The organism is Aliiglaciecola sp., from assembly GCF_039982535.1.
In the GTDB taxonomy this organism is placed as follows: domain Bacteria; phylum Pseudomonadota; class Gammaproteobacteria; order Enterobacterales; family Alteromonadaceae; genus Aliiglaciecola.
The window spans coordinates 1-18,211 of the sequence record NZ_JBDWYG010000068.1 but is presented as its reverse complement, the minus strand read 5'-3'; the positions used below and the strand labels follow the sequence as shown (position 1 = coordinate 18,211).

General features: G+C 39.5%; 18 protein-coding genes. 5 read left to right on the top strand and 13 right to left on the bottom strand.

Translation table 11 applies throughout. The features are described 5' to 3' along the window. The first annotated feature begins 5 nt into the window (after window positions 1–5). Window positions 6–377 carry a hypothetical protein gene (locus ABJV04_RS18425; RefSeq protein WP_348493073.1) on the top strand — a complete coding sequence of 124 codons (372 nt, stop codon included), beginning with the start codon at window positions 6–8 and terminating at the stop codon, window positions 375–377. A 236-nt stretch (window positions 378–613) separates the two neighbouring features. Here the strand turns inward: ABJV04_RS18425 and ABJV04_RS18420 are convergent, their stop codons facing one another. The 11 genes from ABJV04_RS18420 to ffh all read right to left on the bottom strand — a co-directional run bounded on the left by ABJV04_RS18420 (window position 614) and on the right by ffh (window position 10,893). Further along, window positions 614–1,351: an enoyl-CoA hydratase-related protein gene (locus tag ABJV04_RS18420; protein ID WP_348493072.1), complete on the bottom strand. Its 738-nt coding sequence runs from the start codon at window positions 1,349–1,351 to the stop codon at window positions 614–616. Between the two features lie 32 nt (window positions 1,352–1,383). Next, a complete protein-coding gene (locus ABJV04_RS18415) occupies window positions 1,384–1,959 on the bottom strand; it encodes a sugar O-acetyltransferase (RefSeq protein WP_348493071.1) in 576 nt (191 codons plus the stop codon). Window positions 1,960–2,062: 103 nt separating this feature from the next. After that, window positions 2,063–2,884, bottom strand: coding sequence for a class I SAM-dependent methyltransferase (locus tag ABJV04_RS18410; protein ID WP_348493070.1), 822 nt, complete (start codon window positions 2,882–2,884; stop codon window positions 2,063–2,065). Window positions 2,885–3,033: 149 nt separating this feature from the next. After that, a complete protein-coding gene (locus ABJV04_RS18405) occupies window positions 3,034–3,660 on the bottom strand; it encodes an OmpA family protein (RefSeq protein ID WP_348493069.1) in 627 nt (208 codons plus the stop codon). 351 nt (window positions 3,661–4,011) lie between these two features. Then, window positions 4,012–4,683 carry a PEP-CTERM sorting domain-containing protein gene (locus tag ABJV04_RS18400; protein ID WP_348493068.1) on the bottom strand — a complete coding sequence of 224 codons (672 nt, stop codon included), beginning with the start codon at window positions 4,681–4,683 and terminating at the stop codon, window positions 4,012–4,014. A gap of 266 nt (window positions 4,684–4,949) precedes the next feature. Beyond that, window positions 4,950–5,309 carry a 50S ribosomal protein L19 gene (gene rplS, locus ABJV04_RS18395; protein WP_303470829.1) on the bottom strand — a complete coding sequence of 120 codons (360 nt, stop codon included), beginning with the start codon at window positions 5,307–5,309 and terminating at the stop codon, window positions 4,950–4,952. A 19-nt stretch (window positions 5,310–5,328) separates the two neighbouring features. Next, window positions 5,329–6,126, bottom strand: coding sequence for a tRNA (guanosine(37)-N1)-methyltransferase TrmD (gene trmD, locus ABJV04_RS18390; protein WP_348493067.1), 798 nt, complete (start codon window positions 6,124–6,126; stop codon window positions 5,329–5,331). Next, on the bottom strand, window positions 6,127–6,651 hold the full coding sequence (gene rimM / locus ABJV04_RS18385) for a ribosome maturation factor RimM (RefSeq protein ID WP_348493066.1): 525 nt from the start codon (window positions 6,649–6,651) through the stop codon (window positions 6,127–6,129). Window positions 6,652–6,674: 23 nt separating this feature from the next. Further along, window positions 6,675–6,926, bottom strand: coding sequence for a 30S ribosomal protein S16 (gene rpsP, locus ABJV04_RS18380; RefSeq protein ID WP_303470109.1), 252 nt, complete (start codon window positions 6,924–6,926; stop codon window positions 6,675–6,677). A 227-nt stretch (window positions 6,927–7,153) separates the two neighbouring features. Continuing rightward, window positions 7,154–9,247: a hypothetical protein gene (locus ABJV04_RS18375; RefSeq protein WP_348493065.1), complete on the bottom strand. Its 2,094-nt coding sequence runs from the start codon at window positions 9,245–9,247 to the stop codon at window positions 7,154–7,156. 239 nt (window positions 9,248–9,486) lie between these two features. Continuing rightward, the gene (gene ffh / locus ABJV04_RS18370; RefSeq protein ID WP_348493064.1) at window positions 9,487–10,893 is read right to left on the bottom strand and encodes a signal recognition particle protein; all 1,407 of its coding nucleotides are present in this window, start codon (window positions 10,891–10,893) and stop codon (window positions 9,487–9,489) included. 172 nt (window positions 10,894–11,065) lie between these two features. Between ffh and ccsA the strand changes: the two genes are divergently transcribed. Both ccsA and ABJV04_RS18360 read left to right on the top strand, forming a co-directional pair. Next, entirely contained in the window at window positions 11,066–11,857 is a 792-nt protein-coding gene (ccsA, locus tag ABJV04_RS18365) for a cytochrome c biogenesis protein CcsA (protein WP_348493063.1), read from the top strand. Window positions 11,858–11,936: 79 nt separating this feature from the next. Then, window positions 11,937–13,229 carry an HlyC/CorC family transporter gene (locus tag ABJV04_RS18360; protein ID WP_348493062.1) on the top strand — a complete coding sequence of 431 codons (1,293 nt, stop codon included), beginning with the start codon at window positions 11,937–11,939 and terminating at the stop codon, window positions 13,227–13,229. Window positions 13,230–13,303: 74 nt separating this feature from the next. Here the strand turns inward: ABJV04_RS18360 and ABJV04_RS18355 are convergent, their stop codons facing one another. Further along, on the bottom strand, window positions 13,304–13,483 hold the full coding sequence (locus tag ABJV04_RS18355; protein WP_348493061.1) for a hypothetical protein: 180 nt from the start codon (window positions 13,481–13,483) through the stop codon (window positions 13,304–13,306). Window positions 13,484–13,556: 73 nt separating this feature from the next. Continuing rightward, window positions 13,557–14,036 carry a phosphohistidine phosphatase SixA gene (gene sixA, locus ABJV04_RS18350; protein WP_348493060.1) on the bottom strand — a complete coding sequence of 160 codons (480 nt, stop codon included), beginning with the start codon at window positions 14,034–14,036 and terminating at the stop codon, window positions 13,557–13,559. Between the two features lie 354 nt (window positions 14,037–14,390). Between sixA and ABJV04_RS18345 the strand changes: the two genes are divergently transcribed. Together ABJV04_RS18345 and ABJV04_RS18340 are read left to right on the top strand one after the other, a co-directional pair. Next, a complete protein-coding gene (locus tag ABJV04_RS18345; protein ID WP_348493059.1) occupies window positions 14,391–17,156 on the top strand; it encodes an insulinase family protein in 2,766 nt (921 codons plus the stop codon). A gap of 281 nt (window positions 17,157–17,437) precedes the next feature. After that, window positions 17,438–18,211: two-component regulator propeller domain-containing protein (locus tag ABJV04_RS18340; protein ID WP_348493058.1), on the top strand; the 774-nt coding region annotated here is incomplete at its 3' end.

Genomic DNA, 18,211 nt, shown 5'->3' with positions numbered 1-18,211 from the left:
ATTGTATGCAAAAAGCTGCCGCTGATCATATTGTTATCGTTGCTAATGTCGATGACAAATCGATTAAGCTTAATCGTCAACAAATTAGAAATTTATTCATGGGGGGTGCCATTCCCCATAAGTTGCAGGCTATCGCTTTGTCACCTGATAATGAAAGCAGGCTATTATTTAATACTAAAGTGATTGGTCTCACAGAATCAAGAATTCAGTCTTTTTGGGCGCAGATGCGTTTTACTGGGCGTAAAAAAGAGCCCAAAGAGATTGATTCGGAAAGCGAACTTTTAGAGTACCTAAAAAATCACCAAGGAGCGCTGGGATATTGTCGTTCTGGTATCGAAATACCCAGTGAGTTAACGGTATTGTTGACCATTAATTAGCCTAGCAAGTGAATAAAATAGAAAAGTCTGTTTTCCATCATCCCCTACCCTAACTTTGTATGATTCGTATTCCTACCGAAACATGTTACTAAGATTATAGTGACACTTACTGATTAGATACTGGTTTAAGAGGCTCTGTAAGAGCCTCTTAACGGATAATTATGGACAGTTGACATCAATTATTACTTTGAAGCGGTAATAACGTCTCATCTCATACAGTCACAGTAACCCCACAATTACTTGTTAAAATAGGGAGCAACGGCCTGCTTAAATTCATCGGATGCCAGTTGGTTAGAGAATTCGATATTTTCTTTTGCCATTTGGGCTGTGATCATTTCACGATCTGAGTCACGAATAAGAGCTTTACTCTTCATCATAGAATCAACCGGCAAGCTTGCAATGTGTTGACTTACTTCTGCTGATAAAGACGCTAGCTGGTCGTCGGCAGTGACTCTGGATACTAAACCAAAACTCAAGCCTTCTGCACTGCTTAGGGTTCTGCCTGCCAGCAGAACATCGTTAGCTACGGCATGACCAACAACCCTTGGCAGTAATATGGAGGACGCGGCTTCGGGAACCAAGCCCAACTTAGTAAATGGTGCAGTAAATGACGCTGACTCACCGGCTAAGACAATATCACAGTGCAACAACATGGTTAAACCAATACCAATTGCTTTACCATTTACGGCAGCAATCAAAGGTTTATTCATTTTTGCCAGTCCTTGCAAAAATAGTTGTACTGGAGAGACATCCGTCATTTCCATCTCTAAAAAGTCTTTTAGATCATTCCCTGCAGTGAATATATCTCCGTTAGCGTTGATCAAAACACAATGTACTTCGTCATCAGTCAGACTGCGCTCCAGTCCTTTGGCTAATTCAGCATACATTTGCTGGTTTATTGCATTTTTCTGAGCTGGACGATTAAAGGTTAACGTTAATACATTATTTTCTAGTGTGGTGATGATTTCTTGCATTTAGACCTCGCTCGTTATTTTGTAACGAATTTTTAGTTAGTAGGGTTATTGTTATTATTGTCAATCACTACAGCTGGCACCCCAGCCACAGTGGTATTTTCTGTTACATCTTTGGTGACAACGGCTCCGGCACCAATAATGGCGTTATTACCGATGTTTACCCCAGGTAAAATTTTAGCGCCCATGCCGATCCATACGCCATCACCTATGGTAATCGGGCTAGCCGTTTCTAATCCTTTTTTGCGTTTTTGCGGATCTTTAGGATGGCTGGCAGTTGAAATTAACACTCCTGGTGCGAATAACACATCATCGCCAATGGTAACTGCTGCCGCATCTAAAATGACAACGCCGTGATTGGCATAGAAGTTTTTACCAATATGAATGTTATAGCCGTAGTCACAATAAAAATGGGGTTCTATCCAGAAGTTGTGACAGCGCCCAAATAGCCCTTTGAGTAATTTCATTCCTTGCTTAAAGTCATTAGGTGCTAACTGGTTAAACAGGTGACATTGGGTCTTAGCATGCATGCGTTCAGCATGCATTTGTTTGTTGCTGGGAAAGTATTCCAAACCAGCAGACCGCTTTTGTTGTTCGCTTAAATCGTTCATTACAGGCGACTTCCTTTATACTGACGAGCACTCTATATGATGACACCAAATTTTTCGAATCATTGGCAATGATAACTAAACATAAATAACCAGCCCAATCCTCTTAGTGGCTGTGGGAGGGTTCAAGGTTAATTTGCTCATTTTGCGTAAGATAGGTTTGCCAGAGTTGTTCATATCCGGCTAAGCGAAGATGAAACGCTGAATGAGTATGGGCTTGCCGATCATCTTCAGTGAAAAATGGCCCTTTGCCACACAGATTGCAGTAATTAGCTTGGTGTTTGCTGCTGGGGGTTAAATTAAGCTCGGCATAATCACAGTGGTTATTTCCCCATACATAGGTTTTGCTCGCGGTGGACTTAAGTACTTTATCCCGATCCACGTTACGTAGTTGATAACTTGGGAAGTCGGATTGCTGAAATTCCATCCAGCCTTTAAACCCCATTTGTTGTGGATTGGGAGTTAAATTTTCAATATTCCAATGAGAATAAGGTTTCACATCTTTAGAGGTTACATAAGCCAATTGCTTTCCCTTTGGATCGAGAAAGTAATCAAAGCTATGTTGTAAAAAACGCCAGATAAGTAATCGATTTAAGGTATTTTTATGTAACTTTCCCTTAGATTCAAACTCAGCTTTACTGCTAAAAGCGGGAATTAAAGGAAATTGAAAGATTACCAAATCAAAAGCATTGGATAGACTTGCGGGAAAACAGTCTTTATCGCAAATATCCAATCCATGAAAAACCTTCACACCATTGGCATTTAAGCTGGCCATTTGATTTTGATTATATTTAGCGGCTAAAGTGTCTCTGTCGTCTAACACAGACGCAGTCAACTGTGTCACCGCTAAATCCTTAAAAATAGACCAGGAAAACGATAAATCCCCATCGCCAACGGTCAGTACTCGCCAATCTTTGTGTAAATACATTATTTAGTGTTAAAGGTTCCAGTGATATAAAGTCTACTTACGTTTGCTCCAGATACAAAAACGGTTTCAAAAGAAACCGTTTTTGTATCTGGAGCAGTGTAAACAAGCAAATAAAAGCTTAAATTGCCATGACTATGGAGATCCGCTTATTATTGCACAGGTATAATCCGTAATTCCACTCGGCGATTTTGTTGACGACCACTAGCCGTGTCGTTAGTAGCAATGGGTTGAGACTCACCAAAACCTAATGTCTGTAAACGACTGGTAGCCACACCATTTGATTCTAAGTAAGCGGCAACGCTATTAGCTCGTTGTATCGATAATTGTTGATTGTAGGCGGCATCGCCCACTGAGTCAGTGTGACCTTCAACACTCAAACGGGTTTTTTCGTAACGGTTGATGACTTTAGCAACGTCATTCAATACCGGGTAAAAATCAGTCACTATAGAGGCCTTGCCAGTTTGAAAGGTTATATTCCCTGGGATCGCTAAACGGATACTGTCACCTTCTCGATACACTTCAACTCCGCTTTGTGCCAACTCATCACGGAACTCTTCTTCCTGATTATCCATGTAATTACCAATTGCACCACCAGCCAATGCGCCAAGGGCAGCTCCCCATACGTAACGACTTTTGTCATTATCGCCAGTGCCTTTCCCGGCTAGCGCGCCTAACACAGCACCTATTCCTGCGCCCTTCTGAGCATTATTTGCGTTGGACGCACACCCAGTGATAATCAAACTTGAAAAGGTTATTGCTAAAAGTGTCTTTTTCATTCTTTTCTCCAGTGGTGAAAATACTAAATAATTTTTCAACTTAAATGCCAATTTTTTACATTGAGATTGTCGAGATTAATGTTCTGTTTAAATAGGGTTCTTTAAGTAAAGTGAATAAGCAGAATCTATACCAAGGTCATTATAAATTGATTTATTTTATAAATATTGATGTATATCAGATAATTAAAATTTTAACCGGAAAAAGCTGAAGCTTGCCTGAACAGATTTGAAATTATGACTGAGTACTTGTTACAGTTTGATTTGAAATTATAGGAGAAGCGTTATAATGAAAAAGCCCAATAAATAGTTTTATCGGGCTTGAGTTATTTGACTTAGGTTATTAGTAGATAACTACTTACGATTACGACGCAATAATCCTAAACTCAATAGACCTGTACCAAATAAAAATAAAGTAGCAGGAGCTGGGACTGCAGTTGGATCTCCAGGGTTAGTGGCTGAACGGCCAAAATACAGATCATCAAACCCTAAAATATCATTGGTTGCATTAAAGGTAACACTTGAAATTAGTTGACCAAAATCTACAAAGCCCAGAAACGCACCACCACCTTCAATTGCTGAAGGCATATCAATAATTTGTTGGACTAAAGAGCCATCAACATATTCTATTGTCTGTTGAGGTACTAAGTCGGTTTGTAGACCATTTACATAAAATCCAAATGCATCTACCGGATCGGTAAAAGTGAAGGATACTGAGCCAGCGTTAACATTGCGCCAGAACGAACCACCAACTGTGGTATTAAAACCGCATACAGCACCACAACTAGAGCTCACTGTTGAACCGCCGGTTATGGTTAAATTTGCAGGAATAGCAGATTCAAAGTCAAAGACATCTATAGCGCCGGTAACATCAAAAAAATCAGACGCCGCCGCTTGTGCATTAATCATTTCTCCAAAAGAAGAAACCGCATCATCTGCACCTATATATGTTATAGGAGCAGAAAAAGCCCCAAAACTCGTAGTTAAAGCACCAACTAGTGCTAAACTTCTTATCTTTTTCAACATGGAATGTTCCTTAAAAAGCATATTTTAAAAAGTAGCACTAGATACTTCACAGCTACGCCAGAAAATTTAAAGCATTTAACAAGCCAAATTTAAAACATTTATTTTACAATAGGTTACATCACGAGTTGTATAAAAAACATACTAACTGTTAAGTATTCTGACACCTGGCGAGTGAATTTTTTCCCTGCGCACAACTTTATTACTGCCATAAAAAAACCCGCTTTCGCGGGTTTTCACAAGTTAACAATAACGCATTAATTAAAATCTTAGTTAAGCTTTTCTCTGATACGTGCAGATTTACCTGAACGCTCACGAAGATAATAAAGCTTAGCTCGACGTACCGCACCACGACGTTTAACTTCAATAGAAGAAACTGCAGGGCTGTGTGTTTGAAAAACACGTTCAACGCCTTCGCCGTTAGAGATCTTACGTACAGTGAATGCAGAGTGTAGGCCACGGTTACGCTTAGCGATTACAACGCCTTCGTAAGCCTGAAGACGCTCTTTGTCGCCTTCTTTAACTCGTACTTTAACAACAACTGTGTCACCCGGCCCGAAGGACGGAAGATCAGTTTTTAACTGTTCTTGTTCAATTTTCTTGATGATATCTTGATTGATTTTGCTCATCATATCCTCTCATCCTAGATTAACTGTCATCTTGCTGCGAAAACGATTTTTGGAATGCTTCCAATAAACGTTTTTGCTCCTCAGTCAGAGCTAGGTCATTTAACAATTCAGGGCGTCGTAGCCAGGTTCTACCTAGCGACTGTTGTAACCGCCACTGCCTGATTTTTTGGTGATTTCCACTTAACAACACTTCAGGAACGTTACGACCATCTAAACTCTCTGGTCGAGTGTAATGAGGACAATCTAATAAACCATCAGTGAACGAATCTTGTTCTGCTGATTGTTCATGCCCTAACACACCCGGCACAAAGCGCGAAATCGCGTCCATTAGCACCATCGCAGGAAGCTCTCCACCGCTTAACACATAATCACCAATCGACCATTCTTCGTCGACTTGTGACTGTATGACTCGCTCGTCGATACCTTCATAACGACCGGCGACAAATATCAGGCTGTCATTTTCAGACAATGCCTTCACACCGGCTTGGTCTAACTTCTTTCCCTGAGGTGAAAGGTAAATCACCTTAGTTGGTTTACCCGCTGCTTTCTTGGCAGCGTGTATTGCGTCTGTTAATGGCTGAACCATCATCAGCATTCCTGGGCCACCACCATAAGGGCGGTCATCAACAGTACGATGCTTGTCTTGAGTAAAATCCCTTGGATTAAAAAAATCTACTCGCAACAATCGGTTTTTCACCGCTCGTCCTGTTACTCCTTGCTGTGTAAAGCTGTTAAACATTTCTGGAAACAGACTCACCACACCAAACCAACGAAGTTCGCAAGAGTTATCCCCTTGCTCTGTCATTAGTGGGTTCATTTAAAACCCGGGATCCCAATCAACCTTGATTGTTTTCGCCTGCATATCAACCACTTTAATAACCTGCTCCCGCAGGAATGGCAACATGCGTTCTTTTTGACCAAAAGCATCATTCGAATTGGCTTTTACTAACATGACATCGTTAGCACCGGTTTCGAACAGTTCTTTCACTACACCCAAATCATAACCATTTTCGGTTATCACTTGCATGCCGACTAGGTCCCGCCAGTAATAGTCATCATCGGCCAGTTCAGGTAGCTGTTCAGCTTTAATGAAAATCTCTAGGTTTTTGATACTTTCAGCATCATCCCGAGATTCCACCCCAACCAGTTTCGCGACAACGCCTTTATTGTGCGTTCGCCAGAGGTCAACGATATATTCTTTTTTACCATCGCCCAAAAGCCATGGTGAATACTCAAATACACCTTGTGTTTCATCAGTATAGGTAGTGATTTTAACCCAACCTTTCACACCATAAGGTGCCCCGATTTTGCCAATCACTATTGTGTCAGACGCTAGACTCATCTATACCTCAATTTTTGTAGTACTTAAGCAGCTACGACTTTTGCATCTTTAACTAAGCGTGCAACACGCTCAGATAAAGTTGCGCCGTGTCCTACCCAGTGCTCAACACGCTCAAGATCTAAACGCAAACGTTCTGCTCGACCTTGTGCAGTTGGGTTGAAAAAGCCAATGTTCTCAATGAACTTGCCGTTACGTGCACGACGACTGTCTGCAACCACTACTTGATAAAATGGACGCTTTTTAGCGCCACCACGCTGTAAACGAATAGTAACCATATAAATGCCTCAAACTCGTAATAGCGTTACTGTTAACTTGTTTGCCCTGCTATTCAATATCATAGACACCGAAAAACAAGGCCGCCGAATTATACTGATATAGCTTAGGAATGCAACATGGAAAGGAATGAAAATGCTATTTATTAAGCAATTAGTTGAGAGGTTGGGGTAAAACAGCTGAAAAACACGAAATAACCCTAATAAACACTACCTATTCCGAGTTTAACTTAATTAACTTCGGGCAGTTCATCCAACCCTAGTTCTTGCCAACGCTGTTTAAATTCTGCCCTTTCTACATCAAGTAAATCATTATAATTATCAATTATTACTTTATAGGCTGGTGTTTCGGTAATAGCGTAACGAGAAGGTAATAATTTTAACTCTTTCAACATAACATAATCTTTAATTTTTAGTGATTTCAATAAAGTATTCGCTTCAGTCGATTTGCCCTGCTCTGCTAACCAAATTGATTTGAAGGTATCTCTGGTAGTGGGATAAAAATTTAGTTCATCCCAGACGTCGAATATCTGTTCAAGCTGAAGGTCAATTTTCGTAACTTCATCAGCTAATCCGCTGATACGAAAGCTATTTAAAATTCCAATCAAATTCAGCGATAAAGAATACGAACCGCTTTTAAAATAGACGTCGGCCGCATTTTGCAAATGCAGTTTATTTTTTCGAATAAATTCAACATCTAGTTGAGGCGCTAAAAATATGTAATAGTCGCGAGCAACAGACGTGCCCTGTAAATCGACTTCCCAACGACTTTGCTCATAATATTGCTGCATGTCAAAAGTCGCATTTTGACTAAGTTGTTGCTTAAAATTAATATAAGTTAGGTAAACATCAGGAATTCCTGTTTTAGGAATTTTTTCACTGTACTCCCAGAGCTGCATAGCCTCTAGCCTATCAAGCACTGACAAGCGATTACGCATATTGGTGGAGTTGGTTTTCAAATCAATAGCGAGTTGCTCACTTATTCGCCCTAACAAATCTGCATTCACTAGAAAGAACTCGTTAATATCCAAATAATTATTGCCGTTTAGCAACAATTGTTCTGCTTCTTCAAGCTTTTCCTGAGCCATCAGTGAGGTAACAAGATTAGCAACCACCACCCAAGAGAGCGGATCTAACCGGTAAGCTTTTTGCGCGCGCGCATAGGAAGTGTCAATAATTTCGGACGTAAGTTCGGTTAGCGGCATTACTTCAACTGAGTTATACAATCTTGCTAACACTAAGGATGAATTAGGATTTAATGCTAGTGCTTGTTCCAACGAATGCAAGTAGCTTTCATTTTCAGAATATTCCGTAAACGTTGAATAATAAACGCCAATGGCGGAGTGCACATGCCAAGTGGTTTTACCTATTTGCAGGATCTTAACAAAACAGCGTCCCATTTCCTCGGCAACTTGTTGTTTGGTAATTTCTTGCTCCCCATAGATATATAGCATTGCATAAGAATCCGCTAACATTGCCCAGGCTTCCACAAACTGAGGATCGAGTTTTGTGGCTTTTTCAAATAAGGAGATAGCCGTTAATAACCCCTTGCTACCCCTTTCATGATAAAGCGGCCAAGCACGCAAATAGGCATCATGGGCGTCAAGGTTTGTAGTGGGTTGATTATTAAGTACTTTAATATCGTCAGCGCCTAATTTTACTTTCAGTGCTTCGACTATATTGCGGGCTATTTCGTCTTGAATTTTAAATACATCAGATAACTCTCTGTCATACGTTTCAGACCACAAATGGTAGCCATTATCTGCTTGTATTAACTGGGCGGTAATACGCAATTTTGTCCCAGATTTACGCACACTGCCTTCGAGAATGTGCTTCACATTTAGCGCTTCACCAATTTCCCTTAAGTCTTCATTCTTGTCTTTGAAAGCAAAAGAAGACGTTCGTCCAGCCACCTGCAATTTCGGAATTTGTGCGAGTAAATTAAGTAGTTCTTCGGAAATACCATCTGAAAAGTATTCTTGCTCTGTGTCAGAAGACATATTCACAAAAGGTAAAACGGCGATGGATTGTGTTGATTGTTCTTGGTCATCCTCACCATTAAAAATATAGTTGGCTGCAATCAAATAGATAATGATGATGGACAACAAGCCAATAATTAAAAAATCGAGTTTTCGGCCAGTGCTTTTAGCAATAGATTCGTCTTGTTCCACATTAGTCGTGGATTTAACTCCTTCTGGGGTTAATTCAAATGCCCAAGCCAAAAATAACGCAATTGGAAAGCCAATGCTAATTAAGAAAAATACAATACCATTGAGGCTCATCGGAAGGTTTAATGCGGGTACCGCTATGGCCGTAAATTGCACGATCAACCACCCCAAAGTGAGGTATGCAATTGCAACTTTAACAACGTTCCTTCTTTTAAGTTCCTGCCAAAAATCCATCTTAGTTGCTCAAAAAACGTACTCTAAGTAAAGACGCTACCTTGAAACGCTTTTCAGTGCAAACTTTTTACAGGAAACACAACAGTAAGTGGTTAGTTGTTATAGATAAATGGGGAAACAGATGGCTGGAGGCGACTCCTCCAGCCGAGTAGAAATAAGAATTAACGCTTAGGTGGGAACATGCCTCCCATACCACCTGGACCTGGGCCCCCCATTCCGCCACCTGGAGGCATCATACCTTTCATGCTGCGCATCATTTTCTTCATGCCACCACCGGACATCTTTTTCATCATTTTTTGCATTTGGGTAAACTGTTTTAATAAACGATTCACGTCTTGGATCTGTGTACCTGAACCCTGTGCAATGCGGCGTTTGCGCGAACCTTTAATGATGTCTGGACGTTGTCGTTCACCTGGAGTCATGGAATTGATGATCGCTTCCATTTGGGTAAACTGTTTATCATTGGCTTTTTCTTTCATTTGCGCTGTCATATTGCCCATTCCAGGCAATTTATCCATCATGCCCATCATGCCGCCCATGTTGCGCATTTGTTCTAACTGCTCTTTAAAGTCTTGCAGATCGAAGCCTTTTCCTTTTTGAACCTTCTTCGCTAGCTTTTGCGCTTTGTCTTTATCAACCTTACGCTCAACTTCTTCGATAAGACTAAGAACATCGCCCATTCCTAATATGCGAGAAGCAATTCGTTCTGGATGGAAAGGTTCTAAAGCGTCTAGCTTTTCACCCATACCAATAAACTTGATAGGTTTACCAGTAATATGACGAACTGATAACGCCGCACCGCCTCGCGCATCACCATCGGCTTTGGTCAGTATCACACCAGTTAGTGGAAGTGCTTCATTAAAAGCTTTAGCCGTGTTGGCAGCATCTTGCCCCGTCATGGCATCTACCACAAACAAGGTTTCAATTGGCTTCACCGCTTCATGGAGATCTTTAATTTCTCCCATCATTTCGTTATCAACGTGCAAACGACCTGCAGTATCGACAATTAGTACATCAAAAAATTGCTTTTTAGCGTGGTCTATTGCGCCGTTGGCAATATCAATGGGACGTTGTAGGGAACTGGATGGGAAAAAACCCACATCTAAATCTTCAGCAAGTGTTTGCAGTTGCTTAATTGCCGCAGGACGGTATACGTCGGCACTGACCACTAACACTTTTTTCTTTTCACGTTCTTTTAAATATTTTGCAAGCTTACCGACACTGGTGGTTTTACCCGCACCTTGTAAGCCCGCCATTAAAATAACCGCTGGAGGCTGCGCCGCTAAATTTAACTTTTCATTAGCCGCGCCCATAACAGATTCAAGTTCAGATTGGACAATTTTGATGAAAACCTGGCCGGGTTTAAGGCTTTTAGTGACCTCAGTGCCCACAGCTCGCTCTTTAACCTGTGCAACAAAATCACGTACCACTGGCAAAGCAACATCGGCTTCCAGCAATGCCATTCTGACTTCACGTAAAGTCTCTTTGATATTATCTTCGGTTAATCGTCCTTTACCGCTAATGTCTTTAAGCGTTTTACCTAAACGTTCTGTGAGGTTCTCAAACATAATTCTTTGGTTTCCTATTTCTGATAATTAGGATTATACCTAATGTATTTGAAGATAAGAACCTTACTATTAAGAAGATTTATTTGGGCTGATTTGATATATACGGTAAACTTAATCAGTTTTCTCACTCTAACTGTTTGAATTACTACTACTTACCATAGGGCTTTTAAAAGTGTTAATAGAAATTGTCTGCATCGTTTTTTATCTGTTTGCCGCAGGCTGGGTAACCTCTCGTTTATTTCACCACCAAGGCCCTAATCCTAAGCTGATGTTAATTCCAGCGTTTTTAGCCTTAACAACCCACCTGTATTTATTGGTTGAAGGACTCAATCAAGCTCCTGGGGCAAATATGAGCATGCTCAATGTGGCCTCATTGATTGCTTGGCTGGTCACGGTAACCATGACAATTGCATCCTTTGCCTTAGCAACCGCCATATTAATGCCCGTTGTATTTGGATTTTCCGCCCTTATCGTGCTGCTGAGCGCATTGATCCCTGAAGTACATATCATGCAAATTCAACTGCAACCAGATTTGGTGATCCATATCACTTTAGCCCTGCTTGCCTATGGCTGTTTGATTATAGCGGTTTTATATGCGCTGCAATTAGCTTATATAAATGAACGATTGAAGCAGAAAAAAACATCGTTATTGCACTCATCTCTCCCCCCTTTGATGACAGTAGAAACCATATTTTTCAAACTGTTATTAGCTGGGACTATATTGCTAACTTTATCTTTAATCAGCGGCTTCCTGTTTTTAGATAATATGTGGGCAAGTGAACAAGCTCACAAAACCATATTGTCAGTTATCGCTTGGTTAATCTTTTCTGTCACTGCCATTGGCCATCATCAATGGGGCTGGCGAGGAAAGCCGGTTATATCTGCAACCTTAGTAGGTGCTTTTCTGTTAACACTGGCCTATTTTGGTAGTCGATTCGTCAAAGAAGTGATACTGAGCTCGTAAAGTAATTAAATATTCAGCTTGAATCCTGATGAAGATAAACATACATTCATACCTGACCCACAATATAGGAACTATCTAGTTGGACGACATCTCGACGAGTACGTTAATTACACTGCTCGGCATTCTGGTATTTCTTTCTGCGTATTTTTCTAGTTCTGAAACAGGAATGATGTCGATTAATCGATATCGTTTGAAGCACCTTGAAAATGAAAACCATAAAGGCGCGCTTCGTGTAACTAAATTACTCGCCCGTCCCGATAGGCTAATAGGCTTAATCCTAATAGGGAATAATCTAGTTAATATTGCTGCCGCCTCAGTTGCAACCATTTTATGCTTGCGATTATTTGGCGATGTGTGGGGTTTAGCTATTGCAAACTTCGGTCTAACTTTTGTGATCCTGATTTTTGCCGAAGTCACCCCAAAAACTGTTGCCGCGCTCTACCCTGAAAAAATCGCCTTTCCCAGTTCCATTATTCTGCTACCACTGATGTTCTTGTTATACCCCTTGGTATATCTTATTAATGGCATTTGTAATGGTTTGTTAATGTTATTACGAGTTAACCCCGTCAATAATGATGGTAAAAATTTAAGTCGTGAAGAATTACGCACTGTTGTCCATGAAGCTGGCGCTCTGATTCCACAAAAACACCAAGAAATGTTAGTTGGTATACTCGACTTAGAGAAAGTAACTGCAGAAGATATTATGATCCCTCGCAGTGAAATTGTCTCCATTGATATCAATGATGAATGGAAAGATATACAGCGACAACTAGTAAATGCACAACATACTCGAGTACTGTTATATAGAGACAGTATCGACGACGCTGTTGGTTTTGTTCACATGCGTGATGCTCTTCGACTCTTGTCTAAAGATCAGTTTACTAAAGCGAGTTTGTTACGGGCGGTTAGAGAAATTTATTTCACACCAGAATCAACTCCTCTACATACGTTAATGTACCAATTTCAAGCCGCCAAAGAGCGAATTGGTTTAGTCGTGGATGAATATGGTGACATTCAAGGTTTAGTGACTCTTGAGGATATCTTGGAAGAGATCATTGGCGATTTCACCACCAGTATTGTGCCCGACCATTCCAAAGAAGCCAATATTCAACAAGATGGAAGCGTATTAGTTGACGGCAGTGCTAACTTAAGAGAATTAAATAAAGAAATGGACTGGCACTTCCCTACGGAAGGTCCTAAAACCTTAAATGGGTTGATATTGGAACATTTAGAAGATATCCCAGATGCGAATATCAGTGTGCGAATTCATGGTTATCCTTTAGAAATCATCGAAATTAAAGATAACATGGTGAAAACCGTGAGAGTCTTGCCAGCTTATTACAGTATCCCGCCAGAAGACGAATCAAGCTAACGTGTCTTAGGGAAAATAAGCTTAAGTTTAATCATAGAGTGAATAATTTTGAAAAGCTGAAAGTAATGTGGGTGTTAAGATTGCTTTTGAGAACGTTTAAGTAAGATCGCTTGTTTGATTTTTTCTACATTTTCGTTGAGGTTTGCTAAGCGCACGTAAATATTTTCCAACTCATCATCATGAGTTAGTTGCGATTGTTCCACGTGCTGCTGTAAAGCCTGCTGTAAATAAGCAGGTAAACTTTTACTAGACATAGGCCTCCCCTCACATTTTTATCGGAATAGAACGTAAAAACTGTAGGAATTTGCAGCAGAAATTAGCAGAAAACTATTCAGGGGTAAATGTTTTTACAATGTGTCCTTTGGACTCTTCAACATTATAATCGATACACACAATTGTGCCGGTAGAAAACATTCTCATCTCTTCTATTTCACACATCTCATCGACTAGGTAACTCACAAAAGGCATATGACTCACCAATAATAGTCCAGTAACATTTTGATGTTCTTGGGCAAAATGGTCGATAGAATAGTGCAATGCTTGACAATTACCACTGGGCACTAAATCTGAGTTGGAGCGAATATCAGCAATTTTAGTCGCTAGATTCACTTGTTGAAATGTTTGCTGGGCTCTCAAAAATGGGCTCACCATAGCGTGGCTGAGTGATATTTTAGAGTCTTTAGCAAACAATGTTAGCCAGTCGCCACTTTTCTGAGCCTGAGAGATACCATAATCATTTAAAGGTCTTAATTGATCATTTTGTAAAGATGGTTCAGCTTCACCATGGCGCATCACAAAAATGTACATAATTGGTCCATATAACGAAATCTATCCACACTACTTTTTGTGCGGATTATTACTAATATTAATATTGCCTGAATTCAATTTTATATAGTAGAGCCGAAAGGCAATAAAAACGACCTGTTTTAGAGGATTATTTTGTAAATTAGCGAAAATGAGTTTTAATGGTAAGTTAACTTCGCAAATATGAAGGTTTTAATTCAGGTTTAATCTTGAAGCAGTGCCACTAAATAAGTTCTATTTGTTTGTAGTGTGGATTTTTACTATTTAATATTTTTTTAATAAACAAATTTCCCCTGTTTATTTAAAAATTTTTTTAATCAGTTATGCTTGTATCAAATTCCAAAAAAGGTGATTTAGTTGCAGCTAAGTACAAACGACAAAAGGACTTATTTACATATTACCCTTGCCAATGGTTTGCGGGTATTGTTAGTAAATGATATTGAATGTCGAAAATCCGCGGCAGCTGCCTGTATTCAAGCAGGACACTTTGATGATCCTAGCCATATTCCTGGATTAGCCCATTTACTTGAACATATGCTCTTTAATGGCAGTGAAACGTATCCAGATGCAGATAACTTAGATAAGTACCTTTCACCACACAGTGGCAGTGCAAATGCCTGGACCGGTACAGAGTTTTCCAACTATCATTTTGACGTAACACACTCTCACTTTGTCGAAGGCCTGCAGCGTTTTGCTGATATGCTGTTTAAACCTTTGTTTACTCAAGCTGCAATTGAAAAAGAAATAAACGCCATTGATGCTGAGTTTAAACTTAAGATACATGACGATCTTCGACGTCTCTATCAAGTGCATAAAGAGACCTGTAATCCAGCTCACCCTTTTAGCAAGTTTTCTGTTGGTAACCAACAGACATTTTCAGCACACTCGTTACAAACAATCCAAGATGCATTGATTGATTTGCATAACAGGCACTATATTGCCAATAATATGACCCTGTGTATCGTCAGCAATATGACACTTGATGAACAAAAACGCTGTATTGAAGAGACATTTTCTACTTTTCATTCTGGTGACGATTTTAAACGCCCTACTCCCCCCCCTTTGTACTTACCTGAACAACTGGGCGTAAAAATAAATATTAAGCCAATTAAGGATGCTCGCCGTTTAATCGTGAGTTTCGCCTTACCAGATATGCAACTTTACAATGCATCGAAGCCATTGGAATTTATTAGTCATTTATTAGGTGATGAAGGAAACGGCAGCCTACTGAATCATTATAAACGATTGAATTGGGCAACTAACTTAAGTGCCGGTGGCGGGATTAATGGTAATGGTTTCAAAGACTTTAATGTTAATTTGCAGTTGACTAAATTTGGTGAAGATAATATTTCGGGAATACTGAATAGTTTATTTTACTATATAAAACTAATTGCAGAACAAGGACTAGAAAAGTGGCGTGTTAAAGAAAAGGCTATTTTAGGGAAATTAGCCTTTGAACATATAGAAAATGCAAAACCGTTAGATGACGCAATGCAATTTTCCAATTTAATGTTCCATTATCAAGAAACGGAAATTTTATCAGGAGATTATTTGATTACAGATTACTCTTTTCATCCCATAAAGACTTGTTTATCCCTTATGAGTCCAGAAAATATGCGTTTGAAGTTAATCAGTAAGGATCTACAAACAGATAAAATTGCTCGTTGGTACGAAACCCCTTATGCAATTGAACCCATTGACCAACACTTATTAACTGCGCTGGCATCCCCTACCATTGTAGATGATCTTCATTTGCCCCTGCCAAACCCTTATATTACCGAGTCCTGTACATTAGAAAGTATTAATCAAGAATACCTATTACCTAGCAAAATTTTGCATGAACAAAACTTACAGGTTTGGTTTGCTCAAGATTCGCAGTTTAACCAACCAAAAGGTGATTGCTTTATTTCCTTCGATTGTGAAGCAGTCACTCAGGGTATAAAAGTATCGGCTTATAAACGGCTTTGGGTTGCGCTTATGGTTGAGCATTTAAATGACCAATTCTATCATGCAGGCGTTGCCGGATTGCATTACCACCTGTATGCACATCAAGGTGGATTTTCTATCCACACCAATGGCTTTTCACATAACCAACTCGAACTAAGTTTAAATATTTTAAAGCAAGTCATGGCGGATGTTGATCTCCAACCTTTGTTCGAGCAGGTTAAACAGAAACAATTAAAAAATCTGCAAAATTCACTATTAAACAAACCTATTAACCGGCTATTTGCAAGGCTGTCCGGTTTAATTCAACGCTTTACTTATGCACCGTTGGAGTTGTTGCCAATTGTTGAAAATGCGACTTTAGAGGATATTTATTGGTTAAAAGCGGAGTTATTTAAAAACTATTCCGTGGAAGCCTTTGTTTTTGGTAACTGGACAGCAGAACAGTCGATTCAATTTGCTAAAAGACTAAATGAAATGCCTAAACCCCCACTCTCTATGCCTCAAATAAAGAGAGAAGTGGTGGATTTGAAAAATGCTATCCATTATGAAAATCAAGTATCAAGTCAACATCCAGATTCAGCAGTGGTACTGTATCTTCAAACTCCTTCAGCCCAAACAAAAGATGTAGCTTTAACCATCCTAGTGGAACAATTACTGGCTTCACCGTTCTTTCATGAAATACGCAACGAAAAACAAATAGGTTATTTAGTGGGAAGCGGTTATTTACCTCTCAATCAACATCCGGGAATGGTATTTTATGCTCAATCCCCAAACTATAGTGCGAAACAAATATTACTTGAGATCAAGAATTTCCTGTTTGAGATAACCTCAAGTATTGATGATTATCAAGAAGTTTGGTCCCACGTTAGAACGAGCGTTTCTAAACAACTAGAAGGCAGCGACACCAACCTGACAGCCAAAGCCCAAAGGTTCTGGCTTGCCATTGGCAACCAAGATCTCGAATTTAATTTACAAAAAGCCATTGCAGATGCACTGTTTGCATTAACTTTCGATGATATTAAAAACTTCTGTCAAAAACTTATAGCCCCTACTGATGTAGGTACACTGGTTCTTTATTGCTATGGAGATAAAAATGAAGTCGATGATATTCCTGCACAAGGCACAGCGATAAATGATTTAACCGCATTCAAACAACAAGCCACCTATGTCATCTAAATACGCTTATCCAAAGTCAGGTCGTTGATTAAATTAGTTATTCAGAATTTAGGCTTTAAATGTTTGTTATATAGCTGGTGAAATTCGTATTTTTAGAACGGTTTTTGAACGAAAGTGTAAATATTTGTTATTTATACGGTAAAGAAGTCACTCAGAACTTGTACAGTGCCCTTAATTTGGGCATATTACATCTTTAGATTCGTCAAATTGTTACTGCTTTGTATGAAAAAAATAATAATAATAATAAAACAAAATGCATTTGCGATAAGTGAACCTTCGATTTGAATCGATTATTTCAATCAGCTTGGCTAATTGCATTTACCCTGCTTTTATCTTTCAGCCACTCTACTTCCTATGCCAATGTAGCTGACATTCAGCTTCGTAACTTCTCGGTGCAACAAGGCCTGTCACAAAGTACAGTACTTGATATTATTGAAGACCAAGAAGGCTATATTTGGGTTGCCACGGTTAACGGCCTAAACCGTTTCAATGGTGTCGACTTCAAACAATACACGGTTAAATTACCTGACGGAAAACAATTTCCCATCGAAATGATCCGTAAATTGTTTATTGATTCAGATAACAATCTTTGGTTTTCGAGTATTGGCGCAATTGCTAAATACTTACCAGAGAAAGACAGCTTTCAAGTTTATACTCAAAGTAACTCCAACTTAAAATCTCATAATTTTTGGGCGATAGGTGAAACCACTGACGGTAGACTGCTTTTTTCTGGTGAAAAACAGCTGTATGAATATAATCAAGAATTAGATGATTTCACTGCTATATCTTTTAGTAATGGTGAGCAACTAAATGACTCTGTTAGAACAATTTATACGCAAGACGATATTATTTGGTTGGGAACAGAAAGAAATGGCATATATGCAGTCGATCCCAAAACCAACAAGCTCTACAACTTGGAACAAGACAACCCTTGGAATATTCACCTAGAAGCTAAAAACCTTTACGACATCGTCAAAATTGATGATCAATATTGGTTAGGCACGTCTATAGGCGCAATCGTTTTATCAGAAGATTATCAAGTTATCATGCAATTA